Origin of the sequence: Demequina globuliformis (assembly GCF_000975155.1) — a bacterium.
In the GTDB taxonomy this organism is placed as follows: domain Bacteria; phylum Actinomycetota; class Actinomycetes; order Actinomycetales; family Demequinaceae; genus Demequina; species Demequina globuliformis.
The window spans coordinates 1-25610 of sequence record NZ_BBRG01000006.1; the positions used below are offsets into that span (position 1 = coordinate 1).

General features: G+C 65.7%; 25 protein-coding genes. 5 read left to right on the forward strand and 20 right to left on the reverse strand.

Annotated elements, in window-relative coordinates:
- Window positions 1-186: 186 nt before the first annotated feature.
- The 4 genes from lplAB to AOP75_RS12050 all read right to left on the reverse strand — a co-directional run bounded on the left by lplAB (window position 187) and on the right by AOP75_RS12050 (window position 5423).
- Window positions 187-1236, reverse strand: a complete 1050-nt coding sequence (gene lplAB / locus AOP75_RS12035; protein ID WP_062079338.1) for a lipoate-protein ligase LplAB — start codon at window positions 1234-1236, stop codon at window positions 187-189.
- A 138-nt stretch (window positions 1237-1374) separates the two neighbouring features.
- Window positions 1375-2970, reverse strand: a complete 1596-nt coding sequence (gene cimA / locus AOP75_RS12040) for a citramalate synthase (protein WP_062079339.1) — start codon at window positions 2968-2970, stop codon at window positions 1375-1377.
- A gap of 354 nt (window positions 2971-3324) precedes the next feature.
- Window positions 3325-4686 (reverse strand): HNH endonuclease signature motif containing protein, encoded by a 1362-nt coding sequence (locus tag AOP75_RS12045; RefSeq protein ID WP_062079340.1) that lies wholly within the window; start codon window positions 4684-4686, stop codon window positions 3325-3327.
- 203 nt (window positions 4687-4889) lie between these two features.
- Complete coding sequence (locus tag AOP75_RS12050; RefSeq protein ID WP_062079341.1) at window positions 4890-5423, reverse strand: M48 family metallopeptidase; 534 nt, start codon at window positions 5421-5423, stop codon at window positions 4890-4892.
- A 137-nt stretch (window positions 5424-5560) separates the two neighbouring features.
- On the opposite strand from AOP75_RS12050, the gene AOP75_RS12055 reads away from it, so the two are divergent.
- Both AOP75_RS12055 and AOP75_RS12060 read left to right on the forward strand, forming a co-directional pair.
- Window positions 5561-6130, forward strand: coding sequence for an RNA polymerase sigma factor (locus AOP75_RS12055; protein ID WP_062079342.1), 570 nt, complete (start codon window positions 5561-5563; stop codon window positions 6128-6130).
- A complete protein-coding gene (locus AOP75_RS12060; RefSeq protein ID WP_062079343.1) occupies window positions 6127-7134 on the forward strand; it encodes an endolytic transglycosylase MltG in 1008 nt (335 codons plus the stop codon). Before AOP75_RS12055 ends, AOP75_RS12060 begins: the two co-directional genes overlap by 4 nt.
- Window positions 7135-7152: 18 nt before the next feature.
- On the opposite strand, the gene AOP75_RS12065 is transcribed toward AOP75_RS12060, so the two are convergent.
- The 7 genes from AOP75_RS12065 to AOP75_RS12095 all read right to left on the reverse strand — a co-directional run bounded on the left by AOP75_RS12065 (window position 7153) and on the right by AOP75_RS12095 (window position 14444).
- Window positions 7153-8259, reverse strand: coding sequence for a branched-chain amino acid aminotransferase (locus AOP75_RS12065; RefSeq protein ID WP_062079344.1), 1107 nt, complete (start codon window positions 8257-8259; stop codon window positions 7153-7155).
- A gap of 57 nt (window positions 8260-8316) precedes the next feature.
- Complete coding sequence (locus AOP75_RS12070; protein WP_062079345.1) at window positions 8317-9135, reverse strand: SDR family NAD(P)-dependent oxidoreductase; 819 nt, start codon at window positions 9133-9135, stop codon at window positions 8317-8319.
- Window positions 9136-9150: 15 nt separating this feature from the next.
- Window positions 9151-10947, reverse strand: a complete 1797-nt coding sequence (locus AOP75_RS12075) for an AMP-dependent synthetase/ligase (RefSeq protein WP_062079346.1) — start codon at window positions 10945-10947, stop codon at window positions 9151-9153.
- Between the two features lie 148 nt (window positions 10948-11095).
- Window positions 11096-11650, reverse strand: a complete 555-nt coding sequence (locus AOP75_RS12080) for a hypothetical protein (protein WP_152650080.1) — start codon at window positions 11648-11650, stop codon at window positions 11096-11098.
- Between the two features lie 128 nt (window positions 11651-11778).
- Window positions 11779-12705, reverse strand: coding sequence for an ABC transporter permease (locus tag AOP75_RS12085; protein ID WP_236683176.1), 927 nt, complete (start codon window positions 12703-12705; stop codon window positions 11779-11781).
- On the reverse strand, window positions 12702-13673 hold the full coding sequence (locus tag AOP75_RS12090; RefSeq protein WP_152650081.1) for an ATP-binding cassette domain-containing protein: 972 nt from the start codon (window positions 13671-13673) through the stop codon (window positions 12702-12704). Before AOP75_RS12090 ends, AOP75_RS12085 begins: the two co-directional genes overlap by 4 nt.
- A gap of 87 nt (window positions 13674-13760) precedes the next feature.
- Entirely contained in the window at window positions 13761-14444 is a 684-nt protein-coding gene (locus AOP75_RS12095; protein ID WP_269078819.1) for an NADPH-dependent F420 reductase, read from the reverse strand.
- 88 nt (window positions 14445-14532) lie between these two features.
- Here AOP75_RS12095 and AOP75_RS12450 point away from each other — a divergent pair, with 88 nt between their 5' ends.
- A complete protein-coding gene (locus AOP75_RS12450; RefSeq protein WP_083966969.1) occupies window positions 14533-15447 on the forward strand; it encodes a PDDEXK family nuclease in 915 nt (304 codons plus the stop codon).
- 18 nt (window positions 15448-15465) lie between these two features.
- On the opposite strand, the gene AOP75_RS12105 is transcribed toward AOP75_RS12450, so the two are convergent.
- The 8 genes from AOP75_RS12105 to AOP75_RS12140 all read right to left on the reverse strand — a co-directional run bounded on the left by AOP75_RS12105 (window position 15466) and on the right by AOP75_RS12140 (window position 23982).
- Window positions 15466-16671, reverse strand: a complete 1206-nt coding sequence (locus tag AOP75_RS12105; protein WP_062079351.1) for a DNA cytosine methyltransferase — start codon at window positions 16669-16671, stop codon at window positions 15466-15468.
- 842 nt (window positions 16672-17513) lie between these two features.
- Window positions 17514-18449 carry an LAPAL motif-containing putative phage structural protein gene (locus tag AOP75_RS12110; protein ID WP_062079352.1) on the reverse strand — a complete coding sequence of 312 codons (936 nt, stop codon included), beginning with the start codon at window positions 18447-18449 and terminating at the stop codon, window positions 17514-17516.
- A 193-nt stretch (window positions 18450-18642) separates the two neighbouring features.
- The gene (locus tag AOP75_RS12115; RefSeq protein WP_152650082.1) at window positions 18643-19095 is read right to left on the reverse strand and encodes a hypothetical protein; all 453 of its coding nucleotides are present in this window, start codon (window positions 19093-19095) and stop codon (window positions 18643-18645) included.
- Window positions 19096-19917: 822 nt separating this feature from the next.
- Window positions 19918-20718, reverse strand: a complete 801-nt coding sequence (locus tag AOP75_RS12120) for an amino acid ABC transporter ATP-binding protein (RefSeq protein ID WP_152650083.1) — start codon at window positions 20716-20718, stop codon at window positions 19918-19920.
- Window positions 20702-21370 (reverse strand): amino acid ABC transporter permease, encoded by a 669-nt coding sequence (locus AOP75_RS12125; protein ID WP_062079354.1) that lies wholly within the window; start codon window positions 21368-21370, stop codon window positions 20702-20704. Before AOP75_RS12125 ends, AOP75_RS12120 begins: the two co-directional genes overlap by 17 nt.
- 5 nt (window positions 21371-21375) lie before the next feature.
- Window positions 21376-22203 (reverse strand): transporter substrate-binding domain-containing protein, encoded by an 828-nt coding sequence (locus AOP75_RS12130; RefSeq protein ID WP_062079355.1) that lies wholly within the window; start codon window positions 22201-22203, stop codon window positions 21376-21378.
- Window positions 22204-22555: 352 nt separating this feature from the next.
- Complete coding sequence (locus AOP75_RS12135) at window positions 22556-23029, reverse strand: hypothetical protein (RefSeq protein ID WP_152650084.1); 474 nt, start codon at window positions 23027-23029, stop codon at window positions 22556-22558.
- Window positions 23026-23982 carry an alpha/beta fold hydrolase gene (locus AOP75_RS12140; protein WP_062079357.1) on the reverse strand — a complete coding sequence of 319 codons (957 nt, stop codon included), beginning with the start codon at window positions 23980-23982 and terminating at the stop codon, window positions 23026-23028. Before AOP75_RS12140 ends, AOP75_RS12135 begins: the two co-directional genes overlap by 4 nt.
- Window positions 23983-24053: 71 nt before the next feature.
- Here AOP75_RS12140 and AOP75_RS12145 point away from each other — a divergent pair, with 71 nt between their 5' ends.
- Together AOP75_RS12145 and AOP75_RS12150 are read left to right on the forward strand one after the other, a co-directional pair.
- A complete protein-coding gene (locus tag AOP75_RS12145) occupies window positions 24054-24617 on the forward strand; it encodes a dihydrofolate reductase family protein (RefSeq protein WP_062079358.1) in 564 nt (187 codons plus the stop codon).
- Between the two features lie 3 nt (window positions 24618-24620).
- Window positions 24621-25058 carry a hypothetical protein gene (locus AOP75_RS12150; protein WP_062079359.1) on the forward strand — a complete coding sequence of 146 codons (438 nt, stop codon included), beginning with the start codon at window positions 24621-24623 and terminating at the stop codon, window positions 25056-25058.
- A gap of 28 nt (window positions 25059-25086) precedes the next feature.
- Here the strand turns inward: AOP75_RS12150 and AOP75_RS12155 are convergent, their stop codons facing one another.
- The gene (locus tag AOP75_RS12155) at window positions 25087-25575 is read right to left on the reverse strand and encodes a small multi-drug export protein (protein WP_062079360.1); all 489 of its coding nucleotides are present in this window, start codon (window positions 25573-25575) and stop codon (window positions 25087-25089) included.
- Window positions 25576-25610: the final 35 nt, after the last annotated feature.

Below are 25610 nucleotides of genomic sequence, written 5' to 3' on the forward strand. Positions count from 1 at the left end.
AAAGTCGGACGCGACTAGCGGAGCGGATGTGTCGAGGCGCCAAGCACTACAGGTCCGCGGCTAGGCGCGGGGCGCTCAGCATCCGGTGCGCGTGGTCACGCGCAAGGTGTGCCGCGCTCGGCGCTCAGCGTGCAGTGTGAATGGTCACGCGCAAGCAGTGTGGTGTCCAACGTCCGGCGCTTGCGGCTACGGGACCAGGCCGATCCACTCAGGGGTTGAGAACTTCGACTCCACCAACTCGGCTGCTGCGGCGAGCTCGTCGGGACTGACGGATCCGGTGGTGGTGCGGTAGCGCCCGGCGAAGTGAGCAAGGAACGCGCTGATCACGTCGGCCCGGGCCATGCCCGTCTGACTTCGCAACGGGTCCACGCGCTTGTTCGCGCTCTTGGTGCCCTTGTCTGACATCTTCTCGCGGCCAATGCGAAGCGTCTCCATCATGGCGTCCGCGTCGATGTTGTACGCCATCGTCACGTGGTGAAGCACGGCGCCGGACGAGTATCGCTTCTGGGCCGCTCCAGCAATCTTGCCGGCGTCAGAAGCTATGTCATTCAGCGGCACATAGCGCGCTTGAATGCCGACGTCCGCCAGCGCGCCCAAGACCCAGTCGTCGAGGAAGGCATAGGACTGCTCGAACGACAGTCCCTCGACCAGTGACGACGGCACGGAAAGCGAGTAGGTGATCGTGTTACCAGGCTGGATGAACATGGCTCCGCCGCCCGAGACTCGGCGCGTGACGGTGATGTCGTGCCTATCCGCCCCCTCGGGATCCACCTCGTTGCGCAGCGACTGGAACGATCCGATCACGACAGCGGACGAGGCCCACTCCCAAATGCGGAGCGTGGGGCCCCGGCGGCCCGCAGCGACCTCCCGCGTGATCACGTCGTCGAGCGCCATCTGCATGTGCGGTTCGCGGGGCTCATCGTGCAGCATCTCGAACGTGTGGTCGTGCCAGCCCGTGGCGTGGCCAAGTGCACGGCGGACGGCGATCGCGACGGCCTCGGGAGAGAAACCCACAAAGTGCGCGTCGGGGCCGGCGGCGCGTTCCACGACGGCCGCGAGCGTCGCAACAGAGGAGTCAGCTGGCATCCCAGTGAGCGCAACCCGAATGTCCATGAGGGCCTCGGCGGGTTCCAAGAAGAAGTCGCCAGAGATCACCACCTGCGACAGCGTGTCCGTAGAAACCTCGACGTCGGCGACAACGAGCTTGCCGCCAGGAACCTTGTATTCACCGTGCATGCTCACCATTGTCCCCCGCCGGACGCGGCGGAGGTCGGGACTTCGCTCAGGGCCGAGCCGACGTGGGGACCGCCTCCACCCGTCGCGCGGCAGCGCGTCGCCGTGGAGTAAACACCTACGGCGACGCGCTGGCGACGCTCAGCGGCGGGTGATGCCTTCCTTCAACAGGCCGTACACCATCGAATCGACCAGAGCCTCCCACGAGGCCTCAATGATGTTGGGGCCAACGCCGACGGTGCGCCATGTCTCCCCCGTCTGTCCGTGCACGGTGGTGATCAGGACTCGCGTCACGGCATCGGTACCGTGCGACGCTTCCATGATGCGCACCTTGAAGTCGGTGAGTTCGAAGTGCGCGATCTCGGGGTAGGCGGCACGGAGCGCGGTGCGCAGGGCGTGGTCGAGAGCGTTGACGGGACCGTTTCCTTCGCCAACGGAGACCTGCCGCTTCCCGCCTGCAGCCAGCTTCACGATGGCTTCGGCATCGGCGTCGGTGGGATCGCCCAGCTTCGAGGACACGCGGACCCGCCACGTCTCGACGTCCCAGAAGGTGTTGTCCTCGCCCAGTTCGTCGCGCAGGAGCAGTTCAAAGGAGGCATCGGCGGCGTCGAAGGTGTAGCCCGCGGCCTCGGCGTGCTTGACGCGGTCGGTGACGCGGCCCAGGAGCTCGTTCTGACCCTCGAGGTCGAATCCCAACTCCTTGCCCTTGAGCTCAATCGAGGCGCGTCCGGCCATATCGGACACCAGCATGCGCAGGCCGTTGCCGACCTTCTCGGGCTGAGTGTGCTGGTAAAGGTCGGGGTCTACGCGGATGGCCGACGCGTGGAGGCCAGCCTTGTGCGCGAACGCGGACGCCCCGACGTACGGCTGGCGGGCGAACGGAGCGATGTTCGTGATCTCGGAGATGGCGTGGGCGATCCGTGTGGCTTCGGTGAGCCCCTCGCCCTTGAGGACGGTAAGCCCCTTCTTGATCTCGAGGTTGGCGACCACGGAGACGATGTCAGCGTTGCCGGTGCGCTCGCCGTAGCCATTGATGCACCCCTGCACGTGGGTGGCCCCAGCCGCGACGGCGGCCATGGAGTTTGCGACCGCGCACCCGGAGTCGTTGTGAGCGTGCATGCCGAGCACAGTGTCGACGCGCCCGGCGACTGCACGCACGATCTCAGTGACGTCGTCGGGCAGCATGCCGCCGTTGGTGTCGCACAGGCACACGGTGTCAGCGCCACCTGCGACAGCGGCCTGCAATGCCCTCACTGCGTAGTCGGCGTCGTAGCGGTATCCGTCAAAGAAGTGCTCAGCGTCCATGATGACGCGGCGGCCCTCGCCGGTGAGGAAGGCGAAGGTTTCCTCGATCATGCGGAGGTTCTCGTCGGGGCTGACGCGTAGGGCTCGCTCCGCGTGGCGGATGTCCGACTTGCACACGAGCGTGACGATGGGCGCCTCGGAATCAAGCAATGCACGCACTTGGGGGTCGGCCGCGGCGGTGGTCCCGGCCTTGCGCGTCATGCCAAAGGCCGCGAACTGAGCGTTCTTAAACGACAGTTCCTTATTGACCAGCCCAAAGAACTCCGTGTCCTTGGGGACGGCGCCGGGCCAGCCGCCCTCGATGATGCCCACGCCGAGCTCGTCGAGCAGGGGCGCAATCGCCATCTTGTCCGCAACGGACAGGTTCATGCCTTCCTGCTGGGCGCCGTCGCGCAGCGTGGTGTCGTAGACCTCCACAGTGAGATCCGTCATCGTGCCAACTCCTCGTCATGTGTCACAGGGCATGCGGGCGCTCTACGAACGCCTGCCTTCTGTGCGGTCACTTTCCCATCGCGTGTTCTGCGGCGGTGCTTGTGGCGGTGCCGGAGAGCCTTCCCAACAAAAAAGCCCCCCGGGTACGGGAGGCTGCGCATCGGGAGGTTCTCGCCGATGCGCTACGGAATGATGATCGCGGTGTACATCGGGTTCAGTATGGCACACGGCGGACACCAGGGAGAAGCACCTGTGGCCGTACTGTCGAGGACCGCGCAACCGGCGCCTCCCAAGCGTGCGCGCGAGCCAGCACGCCTGAGCCTCGGCCTGTGCGCGGCACGCGCCGACGGGCACCTACACATTCGCGTCGTAACGCGCACGGCCGCCAATCCTGGGCCGCCGCTGAGGATCAACATGCTTGGGCGGCGTGAACCACACTTGCCCCTCCCGCACGTCGATGCTCCACCCATCCGCATGAATCCGATGGTGACAACCGACGCACAGCATCACGCCATTGTCTAGATCGGTCGGGCCAGCATCCCTGCCCCACCAGCGAATATGGTGCGCCTCGCAGTAGCTCGGCGGTGCGTGGCACCACGAGCACCCGCCGTCGCGCTCCAGCAACGCCAGCTTCTGGGCGCGGGTGAACATCCGCTGGGATCTGCCGACGTCCAGCGGTAACGACTCCCCACCCAGGACCGCGGGCAACGCCTCGGCGTCCACGGCCATGCGGCGGAGCGTCCCCGCGCTCAGGGGACTCGCGATGCCGTCGACCTCTCCCACGCCAAGGCCTGACTCAAGATCTGATTGATTGACCCTCACCACTACCGTGGTGGTGACGCCGGTAGGAACGGCATCGCAACCGGCCATATGCCGGCACATGGAGACGAGCTCGTCAGCACGGATCTGCACGGCCGAGCGGTCGTCGACCAGCCCGTCGTCGCCCACTCCCGGCACGGCCGATCCACACGCACCCGCGGGGCGGCCACGCTTTGTCGCGTTGTCGCGCCGCTGCCGGAACACCCGCTTCACGCCCGCCTCCAACACTGCCACCACCGGCGCTGCGGACGCGGCGTCCAACCGCGCGTGAATGGTGACCATCCCGTCCGCCTCATCGCGAATGGTGACGGTGCGGTCATGGAACGCCCTCATCTCCCTCGCCTCGAGGTCCTGTGGGCGGCGTCGCGCTTCTTCGAGCGCGATCATCTTGCGCACCTGGGCCAGCGGGAGTTTCTTCGCTTTGGTGACGAGCCTCGCCTCAGCGCACTTGAGGAGGTCTGGCGAGACCTCCGAGATGCGCTCAAGTGCGCGAGTGAGCAACGCTGCCGGCTCCGCGGACAACGTCCCCGCCTGCACGGCCGCATGCAGGAGCGGAAAGCGCGGGCCCTCGCCGTCGTGGCCCTCCTCCCCCGCCCTCGCGACAGTCAGGAGCCGGTTCGCCTCAGCGTCCGAGCCGCCCAGGGCGTCCGCCACCAGCTTTCCGGGGCTGGCGAAGCCCTTCTTCCGCGAAAGCCCTGCGGGGCCGTCCTCTGGCCTCGAGCGACGCGCCACCTCACCCGCGACGGACACCAGCAGGGCGTCTGCCTGACGTCGCATCTGCGCGAGCGTGGACTGCAACTCGAGTAGCCGCTCGGAGGCCACCGACGCGAGGTCGTCGCCGTCGAACGCACCCGCAGCGGTGACCGCTTGGGCGAGAGCGTTGGTGGAAAACCTCATGCGACGAGTCAATCACCTACCACTGACATCACGCATCAAACAGCAATAAAGGTGAACAAAAGAGGCGCGGGCTATGCCTGGGGACAAGGCCCCGCTGTGCGTGAGGGCGCGCCCGCGCGACCGCGAACACCACGGCCCGCCCCCGCACCTCAGCGCCGCACTTGCGCGCAAGCGACCGCGAATACCGCCGCGAAACCACAGCATTACCGCGCGCGCAAAGCCTTGCGCCGCTGCTTCCAGTCCGGCAAATGCAGGTCCATCAAGGCGTAGAACCCGGGACCATGATTGGACTCAAAGAGGTGCGCCAGTTCGTGCACCAGGACGTACTCGAGCGCGTCGCGGCCCCGGCGCCCCAACTCCACGTTCAACGAAATGGATCGCCGCAGCGCATTGCAACTGCCCCACCGGGACTTCATGATCTTGAGGCTCACGCGCGGCTGCGGCTCCACGCCCATTCGGGCGCACCACACCGGCATCAGGTCGTCGAGCTGCTCCCAGATCCACGTCTTGAGCTGCTCAGCCTCTAGCCCAGCGGTCAAGGGAGCGGGAAGGGTGTCCGCGAGCGCTTGTCGGCGCGCGATCCAAGCGGCCTTCGACGCCACGAACTCATCAATCTCTCGCCTCGCAACCCACGGAGGGGCGCTCACGCGGACCGCCCCGTCTGCGCCAACGCGCAGCACCGTGCGCCGCATGTTCTTGCGGCGCGTCAGCGAGTATTGCGGCACGGGAGCGTTCATATCGCCACCCACCATAAGCGCGCGCCGTACGGCCGCCACGCCCACCGCCAAGAATCTGTGAAAAATCTGCGCCACCGACACAACCTGGGGACGGCGCGTTGCGTTTATACCCGCATGACGCACTGGATACTCAAGCCATGAGCGCGTGGGCACGCACCCTCGACACGTTGATGCAGCAGCGAGCATCAACCCTCTTTGGCTACGCCTACGTGCTGACGGGCAATGCGGACGAGGCCGAGGATCTGCTTCAAGACGCCCTCGTCCGCACCTTCCGCAAAGCGCGCCGGGTGGGTACCGTGAACGAGGCCCACGCGTACGTCAAGCGCGCCATTGGCACGGCCTTCATCGACCGCCACCGCCGCCAGCAATCCCGCCCCCAACGTCACGGAAGTGACCAGGGAGACTTCTCCCGGGCATCGGCCCACAGCGATGACCACTCCACGGCCGTCGCCCAACAGCTAGACCTGCACGAAGCCATCCTGCGCCTACCTCCACGCCAGCGCGCGTGCGTGGTCCTGCGCTACCTCGAAGACATGCCGGTGGCCGCCGTGGCCGAAGAACTTGGCTTAGCGACGGGGACCGTCAAGCGGTATCTGGCCGATGCCGTCGCCACCCTCCGTACACAGGTCGCCGACGTGGACTTTACGGCCGGCGCCGCCCCACCCACCGTACCCGTCACCACCTACTCACGAGGAGGCCAGTCATGACGACGGCACACGATCGACTCGCCGGGATCGCAGCCGAGGGCGCGCGACACTTTTCAGGGACACGCCTCGCCACAAGCCACGACCACGTGACCCGCCGGGTGCGCCGCGACCGGGCCGTCCACACGGGAGTGACCGCTGTCGCGGGAGTGGGAGTCATTGGCGCAGGTGCGTTCGGCCTGATGAACCTTGGCACGGGCAGTGAGTACGCCCCCGCGGGCCCGGCTGCGACCCCGAGCGGGTCCGCTTCCACGGCGCCTACCCCCGAGGCCGCCGCCTCCACACCCGCTCCAAGCCCCGCCTCCTCGTACCTGCCAGTTGACGACACGGAGTACCTCGCTGTGAGCCCTGAGGATCACGCCGACGACGTTGCGGCAAGCGTTGCCACCCGGTTTGGCATCACTCAAGAAGAGGCGACGGCAGCCCTGGCCGCGGCCCTCCCGCCTGAGGCACAGGGCAGCATCGAGGGCTGGGTCGCGGATGGGCAGTACGCAGTCACGGACAGCGACACGCTCGAGGATGTCGCCATCAACCTGACGTCATCCATCAGCGGCTGGCTTGAGGCAACAGGCGTGCCCCGCGACCAGTGGCATGCCACCGTCATCGCGGCGTCGATCGTGGATGCGGAGGTGCCCCTCGACGCCCCGGAAGAGGACTACCAAGTGGTGGCGGACGTCATTGCGAACCGGCTTGCCGCGGACATCATGCTTCAGGTCGACTCTCCGCTGGCATACGCCCTGGACGCGGAAAACACCACCATCAGCGACGACGGCTGGGCGGTGGACTCCCCGTTCAACACCTATAAGTACGAGGGGCTACCGCCCACGGCGATCGGCGTTGTCCAGGCGTGGGCGCTGCGCGCAGTCGTCGACGCCCCCACCAGCGACGTCGAGTTCTTTGTCCTCAACCCCGACACCCAGGGGCTTTCCGGGGCGACAACCTTCGAAGAGTTCCAGCAGCTCCTGTTCGAGGCAGGCTTGCTCGAGCGCGAAGACCTCGAAGGCTAGCGGCGGTTCATCGACCGCCTACGCGATCTGGGTCATCCACCCAAACTGATCGTCACGGCGCCCGTACTGGATGTCGGTCAAGACTGTCCGCAGGTGCATGGTCAGGGTTCCTGGCCCGCCGTCTCCCACCAGCACGTCGAAGTCCGGCGACACCAGGCGGGCGATGGGGGTGATCACGGCAGCGGTCCCGCACGCGAACAGTTCCACAACGGAGCCGTCAGAGATCCCCTCGCGCAGCGCCTCAAGCGAGATGTCGCGCTCGACGACCTCGCGCCCTTCGGCGCGCAGCAACTCGATGACCGATGCGCGGGTGACGCCCTCGAGGATGGTGCCGGTCACGCGCGGGGTCCACACGGTGCCGTCGCGGCGCACCGCGAACACGTTCATGCCACCGAGTTCTTCGATGTACTTGTCCTCGCGTGCGTCGAGGAAGAGCACCTGGTCGCAGCCGTTGTCCTGCGCCTGCTGCTGGGGCAGCAAGGACCCGGCGTAGTTGCCGCCGGTCTTCGCCTGCCCGGTGCCGCCCTCGCCTGCGCGGTGGAAGCCTTGGGCGACCCAGATCGACACGGGGCGCACGCCGCCGGAGAAGTACGCGCCCACCGGGCACGCCATCAGCAGGTACTCCACCTCGTGGGAGGGCCGCACGCCCAGGCAGGGCTCTGTCCCCATCAGGAGAGGTCGCAGGTAGAGGCTGGATTCACCCTCGGTGGGGACCCAGTCGCCGTCAACAGCCAAGAGCGCCTCGATCGAGGCCAGGAAGTCCTGCTCCGAGAGGGCCGGCAGACCCAGCCGCGCGGCGGATGCAGCCATCCGACGCGCGTTGCCCTCGGGACGGAACAGCCGCGTCGAGCCATCGGCCCACCGGTATGCCTTGAGCCCCTCAAACACCTGCTGCGAGTAGTGCAGCACCGTCGCTCCCGGGTGCAGCGCGAGGTCGGCAAAGGGTTCTACACGGCGGTTGCCCCACCCACCGTCGATGGTCCACGTCGCGCGCGCCATGTGGTCGGTGAAGACCATCCCAAATGCAGGCGCCTCCATGAGGCGCGTACGTTCGGCGGCCGATGCCGCGGCTGAGTTGGCAGTGAGCGTGTAGTCGGCGGCGGTGACAGTGGGCGATTCGTCCATTCCGTCACCCTAACCGGGTGTCTCTGTGGCCCCTGGGATGCTCGCCGCATGGGCGCCCTACAACCCGACGAGTTCCTCCGACTGCTCCCACAGGCGCCGCCCCAGCTCCGCGTTGCCCACCGCGGGATTGACCTTGCGCGGAATGGACCGCTTGACGTAGTAGCGGCCGGGCTCAAAGTCAGTGCCGGGGGCCGCCTCGGCGAGCCACACCAACTGATCGGCGCCGCGTTCGGGCGTCACCGTCACGAGGCGCTTGAGTGGCCCGTGGTACATGAACTCCATGGGGCCGCCTGACCCGGCGGCGAAGTTCGAGCCCACGACGCCCGGGTGGAACGCGGCGGCGTTCAGCGAGTCACCGTAGCGCCGCTGGAGTTCCTCGGTGAACAGGATGTTCTCGAGCTTCGCGTTGCCGTACGCGGACATCACCGAGTAGTCCCGGGCGTTCTGCAGGTCCTCGATGTCGAACTTCGCGTAGAGCCTCGCGGCCATTGAGGACGTCTGGATGACTGTCGCGTGCGCAGCCTGCAATGCCGGGAGCAGCTCGAGGGTCAGCAGAAAGGGAGCGAGGTGGTTGACCTGGAAGGTCTTCTCGTTGCCGTCGGCGGTCAGGGACCGCTCCCCCATGACCCCGCCAGCGTTGTTCGCGAGGACGTCGACCTGCGGGTGTTCTGCGCGGAGGCGCTCGGCGAGGTCACGCACCTGGTCAAGTTCGGCAAAGTCGCACACGTGGTGTGACGCGCCGATGCCGCCGGCGACCTCCGCGGTCTTGTCTGGATTGCGGCCTACAAGGACGAGCCGGTGGCCGCGCTTGGCCAGTTCGCGGGCGGCTGCGGCGCCAATTCCGTCGCTAGCGCCCGTAATGACGATGGTCTTCATGCGGGCCAGGATGCCTTACGCGCGCTTCTTCTTCGAATAGATGGACTCGATGACGTCGGAGAAGTGCTCCATCACGACCGCGCGCCGCACCTTGAGCGAGGCGGTGACCTCCTCGCGTGCCTCCGAGAATTCGCGGGGCAGAATGCGGAACTCCTTGATCGCCTCCGCCTTAGATACCTGCTCGTTCGCGGCCGCGATAGCGCGGCCCACGGCCTCGCGGACCTTCTCGTTCATCGAAGCGGTCTCCAGGTCCATCTCCGGCAGGTCGTGCGCGGCGAGCCAGTCCGGCAGCAGCACGGGGTCCAGCGTCACCACCGCGGACACAAAGTGGCGGCCGTCACCGATCACCACGGAATCCTGAATCGCCGGGTGCGACCGAATAAAGTCCTCCAGCATTGCAGGCTGGATGTTCTTGCCAGAGGACAGCACCAGCAGTTCCTTCTTGCGGCCCGTGATCACCAGGTTGCCGTCCTGAATCTCGCCCTGGTCGCCGGTGGCGAACCAACCGTCGCGCATCACCTGCGCGGTCGCCTCGGGCGCGTTCCAGTAGCCCGGGAAAGTGCCGATGCCGCGCACCAGGATCTCGCCGTCGGCGTCGATCTTGGCTTCACATCCCGCGATGGGGCGCCCCACGGTGCCCATGATCTGGCCGCTCACAGGCGTCCCGACCACGGCCGCGGAGGTCTCGGTGAGGCCGTAGCCCTGCATCACGGTGATCCCGAGTCCGCGGAAGAAGTGTCCAAAGGACGGCGTGAGCTTGGCTCCGCCGGCGAGCACGTACTCGAGGTCGCCGCCCAGCAGCGCACGAATCTTGCTCAGCACCAGCTTGTCCGCAATTGCGTAGCGGCGCTTGAGACCACCGGAAGGACCGCCGTTCTCCATCGCGACCGACCATTCGCGGGCAACCTTCGCGGACCAGCGGAACAGCGTCTTCTTCACCCCGTGCATGGACGTGTCCGCACGGTTGTAGACAGTCTCGAGCACGCGCGGCACCAGCGGCATCCACGTGGGCTTGAAGGACTGCAGGTCTGCCGCGAGGGACTTGTGGTTGGGGGTGTAGCCGATGACCGAACCGGTTGCGAGGGCCAGCACCATCGCGAAGCGTGCGAACACGTGAGCGAGCGGCAGGAACAGCAGCACGCGCGTCTCGCCCTGCACAAAGGCGCCAAAGTTGGGGTCTGCCTCCACGTTCGCAGCGTGCTCCACCAGGTTGCGGTGTGTGAGCATCGCGCCCTTGGGTCGACCGGTGGTGCCGGAGGTGTAAATCAGCGTGGCGAGGTCATCCAGGGTGGCGTTCGCGGTGCGGGCGTCGAGGTCGGCGTCGCTGACGTCCGCGCCACGTGCGGCCAGGGCGTCCAGTCCCTCGGCCGTGAGCGGCAGCACCTCGGGGGCGCCCTCAAGGCCCGCAAGCATGGCCTGGTTCTCCTCGGACTCGACGCCCACGAGCGACAGGCCCGCGTCCTCCACAATCCACGCGCACTGCGAGGCCGAGGACGAAGGGTAGATCGGCACCGTCACGCCGCCCGCAGCGATGATCGCGAAGTCCAACTCGGACCACTCGATGCGCGTGTCTCCCATGACGCCCACGCGGTCGCCGATCGCGACTCCTGAGGCGATGAGGCCCTTCGCGAGCGAGCGCACGCGGTCGCGGAACTGCCCAATGGTCACGCCGCTCCACTGGCCCTCAGCATCTTTGACTTCCGCGAACGCAGCACCGGCATTGGCGGAGACGCGCTCGTTCAGCAGCGCAGTGAGGTTCATGGAGGGGTCGAGGTTCACCAGGGAGGGTGAGGACATCACGTTTTCGGCCATGCTCCATCGTAACTTACGCGCGCGTAGGTTACGGAGACGTAGGTCCCGCATGGTGGGCCGATGCCGTGGTTCCGTCACGCACCGGGCTAGGAACGGGCGCAGCGCCCGTTCCTAGCCCGGTGTGTGGTGCGCAGGTTCGGCTGGAGCGCTAGCCGCAGTAGTCGCAGCGCCCCGTCGCGGGAAGGTTCGTGAAGCAGGACGCACAGGTCGCGACGACGGGCTCCTCGTTCTTCTTCTTGCGCGCGGCAGGCTTGGCGAGGGTAGCCGTCGCCGTGCCCGCGCTGAGGGACGAGCGGTACTCGGTGTACTCGCCAGACGGGTCAAGCGAGGACCCGAGGTCCTCCCCCATCGGCAAGTCGAGTTCCCACTGAGCGAGCGGTTCGTCGGAGTCTGCGCCGGCGCGAACTGACGCGTGGGCGGCTGCACGGGAGGCGGCACCGGGTAGCTCGATCCACTGGCTCTCGCCGTCTGCGGGATGCAGGGCAATGTAAAGCTCAGTGATGAAGGCGACGGGCTTGGAGACTCCGAGCGCCTCCAGTGCGATGTAGTCGCGCGAGGCAGGGATGAAGACGTGTTCGTAGGTGAATCCGTGGAGGATGTCGCGAACGCGGTCGACGGCGCCCAGGGGAAGGGCGAAGTCGCCCATGGCGGCGTCGAGCGAGCGGAAGTAGGTACGGCTGTCAGAGTCTGCGGCAGAAGTCACCGGAGAATCTTGCCGCATCCCCGGGGGCCCGGTTGACCACCTGAGCGCGGCGCGCCGGGAACTTGACATGGCCGTTTTTTCATGGCCATGTCAAGCCCCGCGCGACGCCCTCTCAGCGAGCGTTATTTCTACTTGGGGTCGCGGTACTTCCACATCGTGAGCGACCCGAAGACGGCGACCAAAATGACCGCCCACATGAGCGACAACGTCAGGTCGGAGCCTGGTGATACTCCGTCCATGAGAGCCCGTACCGCCGTCACGAGGTGCGAAACCGGGTTGACGTTGACCCACGCTTGCAGCCAGCCGGGCATGGTCGAGGGGTCAACGAAGATGTTGGACGCGAACACGAGGGGCATCATGACCATCATCGCGACTCCCATGATGGAGCCGGCGGTGCGCAGGATGAGCGACAGGAACGTCCACACCCAGCCCAGGGCGAAGGCAAAGATGAGGAGCAGCAGCACGCCTGCCGCCACTCCCGCAATGCCTCCTGCTGGGCGCCACCCGATGAACCAGCACACCACCGCGGTGATGACGGACGCGACCGTGAACCGCACGGCATCGCCCAGCAGCATGCCCACGAGCGCGCTGGGCCGCCAGATGGGCAGCGACCGGAAGCGATCAAAGACGCCCTTGTCGATGTCCGTGCGCAACGTGGTGCCGGTGTACATCGTGATCATCAGCACCGACTGCACAAGGATGCCGGGCGCGAGGTACGCGATGTACCCATCGACCGAACCCGCGATCGCCCCACCAAACAGGTAGGTAAACAACAGGGTCATGACGACCGGGAACACCGTGACGTCGAAGAGCTGCTCGGGTACGTGTTTGATCTTGAGCAGCGCGCGCCACCCGAATGTCACCGACGTGGACAACGCGCTGGGGCGCGGCGGCCGCTCGGTGTTCGCGAGCGCCTGCGCAATGGCGTCTGCTTGCGGCGCGGCCTCAGTGGACGGTGCGGCAGACATGTCGACCGCCGTACTCACGGCCGTGGTGGCCGGGCCTGCGGGCTCGTTGATGGGCTCGCCTTCTTGATTACCGGTGTACGTGCTCATGCCGCTTCCTCCTCGTTCACGGCCGCCTCCGCGACGGGCTTGCCCGTCAGCGCAAGGAATACTTCATCGAGAGTGGGTTGGCCGAGCGAGAACTGCGCAAGACCGACCCCCTCAGAGTCGAGCGCACTGAGCGCCCGGGTCACGCGCCCGCGGTCGTCGATCGCGGCGGTCAGTCCCTGTGGGTCGGCAGACCGCTCCACATCCACGCCCAGCTCGCGGACAAGGATGTCGCGAGCGTTCTCGCGTTCGTCACGGTGCATGACCCGCACGTGCAGCGCGCCCGCGCCAACCGACGCCTTCAGTTCCGTCGCAGAGCCCTCTGCGATGACCTTGCCGCTGTCGATGACGGAGATCCGGTCCGCGAGCTGGTCGGCCTCATCGAGGTACTGGGTTGTCAGCATCACGGTGGTGCCGAAGTCGACCATCGCGCGGATGATGTCCCACACCTCGTTGCGTGAACGGGGGTCGAGGCCAGTCGTGGGCTCGTCTAAGAACAAGAGCTCTGGCGTGACCACAATGGATGCCGCGATGTCGATGCGGCGACGCATGCCGCCCGAATACTTCTTGACTTGCCGGTCCGCGGCGTCTGACAGTCCAAAAGCGTCGAGCAGCTCGTTCGCGCGCCGCACAGCCGCCTTGCCTGAGTGGCCATAGAGCTTGGCGATCAGCCGAAGATTCTCGCTACCGGTCAAGTCCTCATCCACCGACGCGAACTGCCCCGTGAGCGAGACTCGCGAACGTACCTCGTCCGCCTGAGACGAAATGTCGTAGCCGAGTACGGTGCCCGTGCCGGCATCGGCCCTAATCAAGGTCGCGAGCATGCGGATGGTGGTCGTTTTCCCGGCCCCATTGGGGCCAAGGAAGCCGTGCACGCCACCGCGCGTGATCGCGAGGTCCACTCCGTCTACTGCGCGCGTGTCCCCGTAGGTTTTGACGAGCCCATGCGTCTCGATGGCAAGGTCTGCCACGATGCCTCCCCGGCGTCACTCGCGAGGGCCATCCCCTCGCACCCCATCAGAGTAGATCCGGGCACCGACATTGGCCATCGATGCCGGTCAGGTCTGCTGCACGCGCTCCGTGGAGGCGAGCGCCTCGCGAAGTTCGTCCGCCGTCATGCGCGGGCCATACCCAGGCGTGTCGCGCTCAATGCGCCAGCTCTCCGACAGCGGCCCCAGGTCCACGGCGTCGTAGCCGAGCGTGTCCAAGAACTCGGTGACCACCTGCTTGGCGCCAGGGTCGGCACCGGCGATGGCGAGCGCGCGGCGGTCTTCATGCCCGGCCGGCAGGCCGTGCGCGGGGATGTCCTTGGCGTAGATGTGGTTGAACGACTTCACCACGTGAGAGTGCGGCAGGTGCTTTTGCAGCAGCTCCGACGTCGTGGAGACGTTCGTGTCGAGTGCCGGGATGCGGCCGTCGCGCTGCGGGTAGTAGTTGTTGGCGTCCAGCACCACGGTGTCCTCAAGCGGCTCCTTGGGAAGCTTCTCGATCGCGTGCAGCGGGATCGCGATGAGGACAAAGTCGCCCTGACGCGCCGCCGAGTCGACGGTCGCCGCCTTCGCGTGCTCCTCACCCAACTCCGCGATGAGGTCCTTGAGCGTCTCCGGCCCACGCGAGTTCGCGATCACCACATCGTGACCGGCGGCGATGGCCGCCCTGGCCACGTTGGTGCCGATGTTGCCTGCTCCGATAATGCCTACTGTGCTCATGGTTGCGGCAACGTGCTGGGGTGGGTCAGGTATTCCTGCCCATTCTCGCCGCTCGCGAACGCAGCTTCAAGCGCACCGCAGCACGTAGGTCGAGCAGATCGGTACGGATAGGCTTAACCACATGGCCAATCAAATCTTGGAGTGGTACGGGTACGCCCCGGCTAACTCAAGTCTCGTCGCCAGGAACGCAGCAAGCCAAAAACTCTGCCCTTTCGTGCCCGGACCCTGCACGAAAAAAGGTGGAGCTTGCTCAGTCGCCGTCGGACCGTCGGAAGTTCCGGTTTGTCCAAAGAGGCTCTACTTCAGCAATTTCCATATGCTGCGCCGAGTCGCGGAACGCGCGTTCGGCGAGCTCGATATTCGACGCGACCAAGATGATCATCAACCCGCGCTTGTACCCGGGAGCCGAGCGGCAAGTGCCGCTTTGAAACACCGTCAGATTCAAGTCGGAGTCTTTGGCCAGGGTTGGGACGGCGAAGTCAAGCTCCCGCCCGCCAGCCCGGGTGGGGCTCGGTACTCCGTCGACTTCACCCTGATAGCCATCGACGGTCACGGTGGGCTAGTCGGCATCGCCCCTGTCGAGGTTCAAACCATCGACACGACAGGGAGCTACAGGGGCTCGCTCAGCGCGCTGGAGGAAGATCGCTCCAATGTCCCGTCAAAGTTCGGAATGAACTGGGAGAACGTAAACAAACGCATCATTCCACAACTCATATCCAAGGGTTTACTACTTCAAGGCGAGCGTCTGTGTTCTACAGGGCTCTATTTTGTTACTCCTGAAGCAGTCTATGACAAGATAATGCTGCGGCTCGGCGGGCCCGATCGATTTCGGGAGTTACCGCCTCAGCCCGGAAGTATCACATTCATCCGATACGCCTATCGATCGCAGGAGCGGCGAGAATCTGCAGCACTGGAGCTCACCGAGCTCCCGGACCTCACTATTTCCACGAGCGACATGTCACTTGCCTTCATTTCACCTCAGAACTTGCCTCCAGCGGGGGCATACGAAGACGCGGTTAGCGCTCGTCTGCGATAGCCTTGACCGTGGCGCTCGCTACGAATGCTCCAGCTCTGCATGCGCCTCGATGCCTTGCTTAAGGGTCGTTCGCAGCGCAAAGCCGACGGCCGCCGCCAGTTTCGGCGGTACGGCGTTTCCAACCTGCTCGTACTGATCCGCACGCGACCCCAGGAACACGTAGGAGTCAGGGAATGACTGAATGCGCGCAGCTTCCCGCACCGTGAAAACTCTGTCTTGTGCGTAATGGAAGTACGCGCCCCAGTGCGGGTCACATTTAGTGAGAATCGTCGACGCAAGTCCGTCTGGATTCACTCTGCCGTAGCGTTTCGTGTGGTCTGAACGGCGCGCACGTTTCATGCCCGCCGGCAACATTTCGAACGGAATATCTGTCCAGTTGCCGCCTGGCGGAATGTGTCGCAAGCGCGCGAGATTCACAGCCCCGAGGCGCGGCGCCGCGTGATTGAGCACACCGGCGGACGCGTCTCGCATCTCAGACTGATACTTAGTCGTTGGTTCGCTCGCGTAGGGCGCGCCATCCTGCGTAGCTTCACCATTGGCCAATGGCGGCAGGTCTGAGAGCGCTTCTCGCACGGTCACAAACCTGGGCAAGTCAGCTTCCGCCTCTTTCTCGACAAGCGGGCGCCCCCTGAACTTCGATGTGAAGTTGGCGCGGACAGGGCCCTGGTGGGTCGGTCTCGGAAAGAGCTCTGTGGGATCGGCCAGGTCCTTGCCTGCCAGGATAAATGTCCGCCAACGCGTCTGCGGCACCCCGTAGTTGGCTGCGTACAGAATACGAACGTCAGCGCGATAACCCAGGTCCTGTAGCGACTGCAAAATAGCAGCAAGTGTCGATCCGCCCTCGAACGACACTAAGCCCGGAACATTCTCGATCAACACACGCTTGGGCTGGAACTCCTCGACGAACCGCAGGTACTCCCGAAAGAGGTGGTTTCGACGGTCATCGCCCGATCGAGTAGGCGCGTTAATCGAAAAACCCTGACATGGGGGGCCTCCCGCGACCAAGTCGAGCTCGCCGACGCCGAGCCCCACCTTGCGCCTGACCTGAGCAGCGTCAACGTCGCGGATATCGCGCGACTCTACTATCGCCAGCGGATGGTTGGCCGCGTACGTCTCTGCGTACTGGGGCACAACTTCATTGGCGTAGACGGTGGCGAAGCCCGCATGGCTTAGGCCATGAGAGAGGCCACCTGCACCCGCAAACAGGTCAACCGAAGTCAGCATTTAGGCGTCGTCCTCTCGCATCACTTGATCCTACGTCCTGTCTATCGTGATCAGTTACGAGAACACGCTATGGGCAACCACCGACACGCCCGCATTCCGCGCTGGGAGAGGGCAGCACGCGGTAGCGTCGGGAGCGCCCAGCCGGTGCGCCGGGCGTCGACCGCGAAACGCGCGTTGGCACGTCGGCCTCCCTTCAGAAACTTTCCGCAGGGGGCGCGAAGCGTTCACACTCGCGACCTACGAGTGCTTGACGGGAAAGGCAGCATCGGACGAGGCGCGGACGCAGTCTCCCGCCCCGAGGCGTTGGGGTCGAGGGACAGATGCGAGCCAGCTCCAGACAACGACTGAATCAGCACACACTCACTCAGTGACGGGGACCGCGACCTGCGGATGCGGAGTGGCACGCCCTCTGGTGGATCCGGCTTGCACTTCGTAAATGTCAGTGAATGTGTGTGGGGCTTGACTAGAGCCCCCGATGCGTCTTGAGCGCATGTTTGTTGCCGACGGTGCCACCCGCCGGTGCCGGTGCCGGTGCCGGCAATCTTGGCACCGGTGATCACCAAACCTCAAGGGTGTAGTCCGCGCTTCGGTTCGACCCCTCTAGCGTCGTGCCTGCGCGACGCTGGTCAACCCCGCGACCTGCGTAGGGCTTGCGGACGGTGCTCCGCACCAAGGGTGGCCGGATCGCGGGTTTGGGGGTTGACAAGCACCGCTCCAGCGCTTGGGCCTCCGGTATCGAAACGAAGCCCCCGACTGGTCGTAAACAGTCCCCGAGTCATGTTGCCAAATCAAGTGAAGAGCGCGCTACGCGCGCCCCTGTCGGGCTCGCCCATTTTTGATACTTAGGAGTCAACATCCGGACTATCTAATCTCGGAACCCCGGAGTCGTGCCGAAGGACCGTAACCACGTACCTATCTGTGCGTGGCCGCACGTTGACCACACGCTGCACCGTTCGGACTTCGGCAAGGAGCATGTCGCCATCTGCAAATGTCTCTTGTCGATCCCGTACCCGTCGCAAAAAAGCTTTGTCCTCGATCTCCACTGAAAATTCCGCGTCGCCGTCACTCACTCGCCACTTGGAGTCCCTGAACCCGACATTGATAACTTCGAGCAACATCTTGGTTGTCTCGTCGTGAAGCACCTCAGCGCGAAACTCAGCGCCAAATCCGGCGCGGTCTACCGGCTTGACGAGGGCAGATTCAGAGGAACTTGAGATGCTGAGCGTGTCTATTTCTCCTTGATCGAGGGGACTCACAACTTTCTCGAGCCCAACCATGGCCTTTCCATCCTTGTAGATCAACCAAGCGAGTTCGTCGACTTCAAGTACGGTGCCGTCTGGGTACCGAATGCGCACTTGAGGTGTCGACTGAACGTCCGGAAGGGGTGCGACTTCACCTTCAGATTCGATCTCGACCGGCTTACCGCCGTGGCGGATCACTCGCGCAGCAATTTGGATTGCCTTGACTACGCCGGCACCAATGATTGTCAAACCACCGAGTATCTCGGCGGCGTTTACCGCCGCCTGTGCGTTTTCCCCACGGAGCGTGTCCGCAAGGTTCGGTAGGTCGTTCATCCACTCGATCAGAAGTGAAATTTCGAACGACCCCGCTGCCGTTGCTTCTATGTCAAGTTTGACTTTCGACCCAGGCTCAGCCAATGAACCCGCAACCTCAACGGCATCCGCAAGGCCAAGTAGCGCCGGAGCGAGGTCTCGAACATCCATCCGATGCGTCTCAAGCGCAGGGCCATCGTATTTGAGTGCGATGGTGCTTGTCATTACGTTCCCCCAAGGTAGCGGCTGTGCATTGATCATTGCGTGATTTGGCTGGCGTTCGCGCAACTACCGCCTCACCCTAGTCCGTGTAGGAGTCAAAACCATCATGGAGGACTGAGTGTCCTCGGCTTGACAGGGTGTATTAACAGTTCGCGTCATTGGTGGAAGCAGTGCCTCTTAGTAGACCTGCCCCTCGCTAAGCAAGGGGAACGGGGTTGCGGCTGAAGACCTTGCGGCCGTCACCCAGCCGCACCCAAGGGCGCATGTCTCTATAGCGGACCCCGCCCTGGTCGTGTGCTCTGCGCAGCTCTACGACGGGGACCGCGACCTGTACCGGCACACCGCCCGGCTCCGCGGTTGCTGGTAGGCGGTCGCTAATCTCGTGCGGGATGTTCACGGCCATGTTATGAGCGTGGCGACTCCGCCCCATACGCACGCCAAAACCTGTAACGACGACAGGCATGCCTCCTACGTTTGTGACCGTGATCGCAACCTGGTCGTCCCCACGAAGCGGGTTGTCGCCCTCAACGCCATAGATCGGGATTGAGTACACGGACCTGACCTTGACTCGACGCCCACCGAGCCGGTGTGCGCGAATCTGCCACACCAACGTTGCCGCCGCGACGAGTGCAGCCACGACTCCAGTCATCAGGCCCCCCAAGCTAACTGTGTCCATGCTTCAATCCCGTCCCTCACGCATCACTGGGAGAAGGCTACCGGCGGCATGCGGTGACTCCTCGTACGGTGCGCTCGCGTAACCGAAGTTGCGCCGACCGGGTGCATTCGGGAGTTACTCCATCGGGTGCAGCCCTGAATTCTCTGCCAGAAGGTTCGCTCGGGCAATAGCTTGTCAACAGGGCACGTGGGGACACAAAAACGGCATTCGACTTAGCCGCCGCCCGTAGCGGCATTGAGCTCGAACGCGCGCGGGCGCCTTGGATCAACGAGTGTGGACACTTTGGAGTCGACTCCCTTCCGCCGGAAACCGCCGACATTCTCGATTCCATGTTTGAGGCACTTGGCGGCAGCAATGCCGAGCATCGAGCCAAGCGTCTGAGGTCGTTGCCGGGTGACTTTTGCCACCGGCCGTCAGGCAGGTTCAATAAAGTCGATGAGTCGCAACAGTTCACGAGTGCTCGGAGCCTCACCCTGCCCTCTATCCCGATGACGCGGACCTCGGATACTCACTAGGTCGGATACCGAGCGCTGTGCAGCCAGTGGTCTACGAGCGCAGACAGTTTTCGGGCAACAAAGCCGGCTCTGGCGTTCGGGCCTGGCGGGCGACCACGGCAACGCCCCTACTACTACGCCCTCCGTGATCTCGTGACGCCAGCGCTCGGGCACCCGTCACTTATGCGAGTGCCCGCGCCGGAGCGTGACGGTGCGGTCGCATACGAGCGTGTTCGCGACGCCATCGTGCGTCTGAAGCAGAAACGCATCGCGCTCCTTTAAAACTGCGAGACGCCGACCCCTACAACGGATGCGTGAGCCGCCGCACGAACTGCCGGGTCCGCTCCTCGCGAGGCGCGCCGAGCACTTGGGCGGGCGGGCCTACCTCGAGGACGCGCCCGGCGTCGACGAACGCGACCTTGGCGGCCACCTCGCGGGCGAACTGCAGCTCGTGGGTCACGACGACCATGGTCCAGCCCTCGGCTGCGAGGTCGCGCATGAGCAGCAGCACGTCGCCCACCAGTTCTGGGTCGAGCGCGGACGTGGGCTCGTCAAAGAGCAACAGAGAAGGCTTGAGCGCCAGCGCGCGCACAATGCCAACACGCTGCTGCTGCCCGCCAGAGAGCTGATGCGGGTAGGAGTCGGCCTTGTCGGCCAGCCCCACGCGTTCCAGCAAGGCGCGAGCATCCTCCAATGCCTCGGACCGCGACCGGCCCTGCACCACGACCGGGCCTTCGATCACGTTCTCGATGACGGTGCGGTGCGGGAAGAGGTTGTAGTGCTGGAAGACCATGGCGGACTGGTCGCGCAGCGAGCCGCGTGCCCGCTCCAGCTCCTTCGCCCCCGCGCTCCCCACGGAGGCGAAGTCCACCCGGGTGCCGGCGACGGACACCACGCCGGCGTCGGGCGTTTCCAGGCCGTTGAGGCACCGCAGCAGCGTGGTCTTTCCGGAGCCGGAGGCTCCGATCACCGCAACCACGTCTCCGCGCTCCACGGTGAGGTCCACCGAACGCAGAACCTGGTTGTCTCCAAAAGCCTTGGAAACGTCTTCTACGGTCAGCAGCGGAGCATCGGCCCGCTCAGCGTCAGGCGACAGCGACATGACGGTCCGGCCTCCTTTCCAGCCTCAGCTGCCCCGAGGACAGCGCCAAGCAGATCACCCAGTACACCAGGCCCGCCTCGACGTACAGGAGCATGAACTCCTGCGTGAAGGCGGCGATCTCTTGGGCCTTGCGGAACAGCTCGGACATGAGAATCAGCGACGTGAGCGACGTGTCCTTCACGAGTGAGATGAACGTGTTGGACAGCGGCGGCACCGCGACGCGCGCGGCCTGCGGCAGGATCACGCGGCGCAGGGCGGTGCGACGGTTCATGCCCACCATGTAGGCGGCCTCCCACTGCCCCTTGTCGACGGACAAGATGGCGGCGCGCACCACCTCTGCCGCGTAGCCGCCCACGTTGAGCGACAGCGCGATGATGGCGCTGGGCCAGGGGTTGATGACGACCCCTATGGACGGCAGCCCGTAGAACACGACGAACAGTTGCACCAGCAGCGGGGTGCCGCGGATCACCGAGATGTACAGGCGTGCCAGTCCGGACACAAAGCGGTTCTTGGACAGCCGCATCAGCGCCGCCGCGACGGCGAGCACCATTCCCAGCACAAATGACACGAGTGCCAGAGGAATGGTGCCCACCACCGCGGCTAGCGACAGTGGTCCCAGCGATTCCCAGAACAGGGACCAGTCAATGTCCATGAGGTTTAGGATTCCACGGACACGTCGTCACCGAAGAACTGCGCGGACAGTTCGGCCAGCGTGCCATCCTCAGCGAGGGTGCCAAGGGCCTCGGTCACGGCGTCGGCCAGCGCCGAGTCGCCACCGGCGAACGCAAAGGCGCTCTGGGAGCCGTCCTCGGTCTCGAGAGCGACCTTGAGGCCCTCGCCGCCCTTGTCGACCTTGTAGTCCAGCCAGGTGAGCTTGTCGTTGATCGTGGCGTCCACGCGGCCCTGGTTGAGGAGCTCGACTGACTGCGCCCAGCCCTCGACGGCCTCGATGTTGGCGCCGGACTCCTTGGCGAGCGTGCCGTAGGAAGACGTCAGGGACTGCGCCAGGGTCTGGCCCTCGATGTCGTCCCACGTGGCGATCTCGTCGTAGTCCTCGCGCACCACGACCACACCGTTGGAGTAGGTGTAGGGAGCGGAGAACTCGTAGACCTCTTCGCGCTCGGGGGTGATGCCGACCTGGTTGGCGACCGTGTCAAAGCGGCCGGCCTCGAGACCAGTCAACAGCGCGTCCCACTGGGTCTCCTCGAACTGGACCTCGACGCCCAGCTCGTCGGCGACGGCGCGGGCCACCTCGACGTCGTAGCCGGTGAGGTCTCCGGTGCCATCGGCGTGGAAGGTGAAGGGACGGTAGGTGCCCTCGGTGCCGACGACGATCACGCCGGCCTCCTGGACGTCGGTGAGCGACGTGTCGGTGCCTGCCGCGGCGGACGAGGTGGACTCGGCACTGTCACCCTCGGCGGAGCAGGCGGTCAGCGCGAGTGCTGAGGCGACTGCGACGGCGGGAACAATGGCGCGGATCTTCATGGAGGTTGCCTTTCGTGGGGCGTGTCAGGGCGCATCGGGACGCCCGTGGTTCGGGCCGATGCTTGGGGTAAGCCGGCGTTCACCGGCACGTGCCGGAGGGCACGGGAAGACTCAGGCGAGTCAGGGGGCGAGCGCGGGTTTTGCTGCGTTCGCGGGGGCTGCCTGCGGTCAGCGGCGCGCGATGCGGGCCTTCAGCGGCAGCGGGTTGTCGTTAGCGACAACACATGTGAGCGGCGCGACAGCACATCATGCCGGGCGCGACGTGCGCAGGCATGGACATGGGGCTGTTGCGGGTGATGCTCATGAAGGGATTTAACCACGCATCGCGGGCGTCTATTCCCCTCCATCCGCGTTACGGGCAGTACGGCTGCCACTGCACCTGGTAACCGGCGGCTTGGAGTGCGTCAATCATTTGCTCTCCGTGCGTTGCCTCATTGGGTGCTGCGTACCACGTGGCGCCGTCCCCCACGACCTCATAGTCCTGCGCGATGTATCCCTGCTCGCACGCCTCCGCGCGTTCTTGGACGTCAACGTCCCAGTCGAAGGGCACGACGACGGGCATGGGAACGTCGTCGAAGTAGCAGAAGGTGCTGGCCCGGATGAGGTCGCAGTCAAGACCTGCCGCGCCGAACGCCTCTTCGAGGTTGTCTGCCGTCACCGGAGCCGGCTGCGGCTGCGCGTTGGTCTCGCTGCCTGACGGCGCCGGGCTCGCAGTCGCACTCGGAGGGGCCGAGGGCGACGGTGGAGCCGCTTCCTCCGGACCGGCGCATCCGACCACGAATGCGGCGACCACGAAAGCGGACACCGCCATAAGCATGCGAGTCATGAGTCCCGATTCTTCCAGAAGCTGTGGAACAGGTCCGCGTGATCGGCGGGCGCATCCAGCCACGGCTGGTGCCCTTCGCCAGGTCGCACCTCCACGCGCGAACGGGAAACGTGCGCCGCCCACCGAGCCACGGCATCGGCCCGCCCAAAGGGATCCCTCTCCCCCACGATCCACAGCGACGGGGCCTCCACGCGCGCCAGCACCGAGGCGTCCGGCGCCCAGCCCGGGCGCAAGCCGCGCACGGAGGCGAAGGCCCGCAGCAGAGCGAACTCGTGGGCGTACGTGTCGGTGTGGTTCGCGAGCGCCACACGCCAGTCCAACTGCTCGCGGGTGAGGCCGCCGCGATCGATGAGCGCACCGTGCCCCATCCCCCGCAGCGAGCGTACAAAGTCCCGCTCGCTCACGCGCCAGCGCGACACCACGCCTGCGACGGGACGCAGGGTCGCCAGACGCATGGGCGCAGGAAGCGTCATCCCTGCGACCGCAGGCACCCCATCAAGGACCACGGACGCGACCTGCGCGGGCCTGCGGGCGGCGAACTGGATCGCCGCCATGCCACCCGCAGAGTTGCCCACCACATGCACAGGCCCGTCCCCGAGCTCTCCGGCCACGGCGCCCAGGACCGCTGCGATGGCTTCGCCGGCATCGGCCCCCAACGAACCCACCGGGAGCGGGTCGCTCAGCGCACAACCCGGCCTATCCAGCACCAGGCACCGCCGCCCGCCACCTGCCTGAAGCGCAGCGACGAGCGAGGCGAACACTCCCCCGGCCGTGGGCGTGCCGTGCACAAAAAGCGCGGCTGTGCCAGGGACGCCCGCTCCGCATTCGAGGACGCGCACGCGTATGCCGAGGGACGGCACGGTGACCCAGTGCTCTCGCGGCTCCAGGCCGTAGGCAGCCCACAGGGCGCGCTCGGCCTCGCGATAGCGGGCCTCATCGAGTCGTGTGCGCACCTGGCCTCCTTCCCTCAAGCCTGCCACGCGCTCCGCGCGCGCGACCGGGCCCAACGACGTAGCGTCAAGCCATGGGACGCATCATTGTGGAGCAGCACGTCACCGCCGACGGCTTCGCTGCCGGGCCGGGCGGAGAACTGGACTGGGTGGACGGCTCGGTGACGAACACCGCCCCCATGGTCGACCGTGCCCTCGCCGAACTCACGGAGGCCAGCGCGATCCTGCTGGGGCGAGTCACCTACGAGATGTTCATCTCCTACTGGCCCACCGCGACCAACGATCCCCTCGCGGCTCCCATCAACGCGCTGCCGCGACACGTGGTCAGCACCACCCTGGGCGGCGCGCCATGGGGCGACCACGACCCGGCCGTCTTGGAGCCAGGAGACGCGTGCGAAACCGCTGACCGCCTGGCCGCCATGTATGACGGCGACATCATTGTGTGGGGCAGCCTGACCCTCGCCTCCAGCCTTCTCGATGGCGGCTGCGTCAATCAGATCCGGCTGCGCGTCGCCCCCGTATTCCTGGGCGCAGGCCTACCTGTGTGGTCAGGCGCCTACGCGCCGCGACCGGGGCAGTTGGTCGAGAACACGAGGCTGGAGTCCGGCCAAGTGCTGCTGACCTACGACGTGGCGTGAGCGATGACGCGGTACGCCATCGACGCCGCGGTCGCGCTTGAGATCGCGGCCGGCTCGCTGCGTGTTCATGAGGCGCACTCCCTTGTAGGGCCCGGTCGCCTTCGCTCGGACGCGATGGCAATCCTGTTTGCGGCGGTGCGGGCCGGGAGCCTCGAAGCCGACCAGGGGCTCGCGCAGCTGGACGCGCTCGCAACCGTGAAGATGCGCCTGCTCAATGACCGGGTGTCCAGAGCGGTGGCGTGGACAATTGCGGCCGCGCGCGCACGGGACGGCCTCGGTGCTACCGCGGGCGTGCCCGTCTCGGAGTACCTGGGCGCCGCTGAATACTTCGCGGTGGCGTCGCTTCAGGCCGATGCCCTCATCGCTTTGGACCCGACCCTCACGGCGGGTGCTGTTGGGCTCGTGGAGTTAGCTCCAGTCGAGGCACTGGCGCGCGCGTAGCGCCGGCGTTGGCATGCGCGCCGGGCGACTACCCGGTCGCGCCCACCAGCCACACGCCCAGCGCGGCGAAGAGCACACCCCAGGCGACAATCGAGATGCCCATCCACAGGTACACGCGTCCGGCAGCGGCGCCGAGGGCGACCATGGTGGGACCGGTGAACTGGCTAGGCAGGGCGAGCGGGCCCAGCAGCGATACACCGGGAACGCCGTACTTCTCCAGGTATCCGGCGATCTTCTGATTGCGCTTAGATGGCTCGGACTCGTCCTTCGCCTTGCGCCCCGCCAGGATGGCCCTGCGCGTGCGGTCGGCCGCGAAAATCAGCCCAAACGTGCAGACGGCGTTGCCAATGACCGCCGCCGCGAACGCGAGCACGGGGTTCATCCCCAGCACGATCCCCAGGAAGCTTCCCAGGTAGGACTCCACGAACGGGATCGCGCTGATCAGCATCAGCGCACCCACCTGCTGCCACGACTCAAAGCCGGCAACGAAGTCGGAGAGGTTCTCGAAGATATCCATACGTGCGCGGGTCCTTTGTTCGGGGTGAGCGCCAC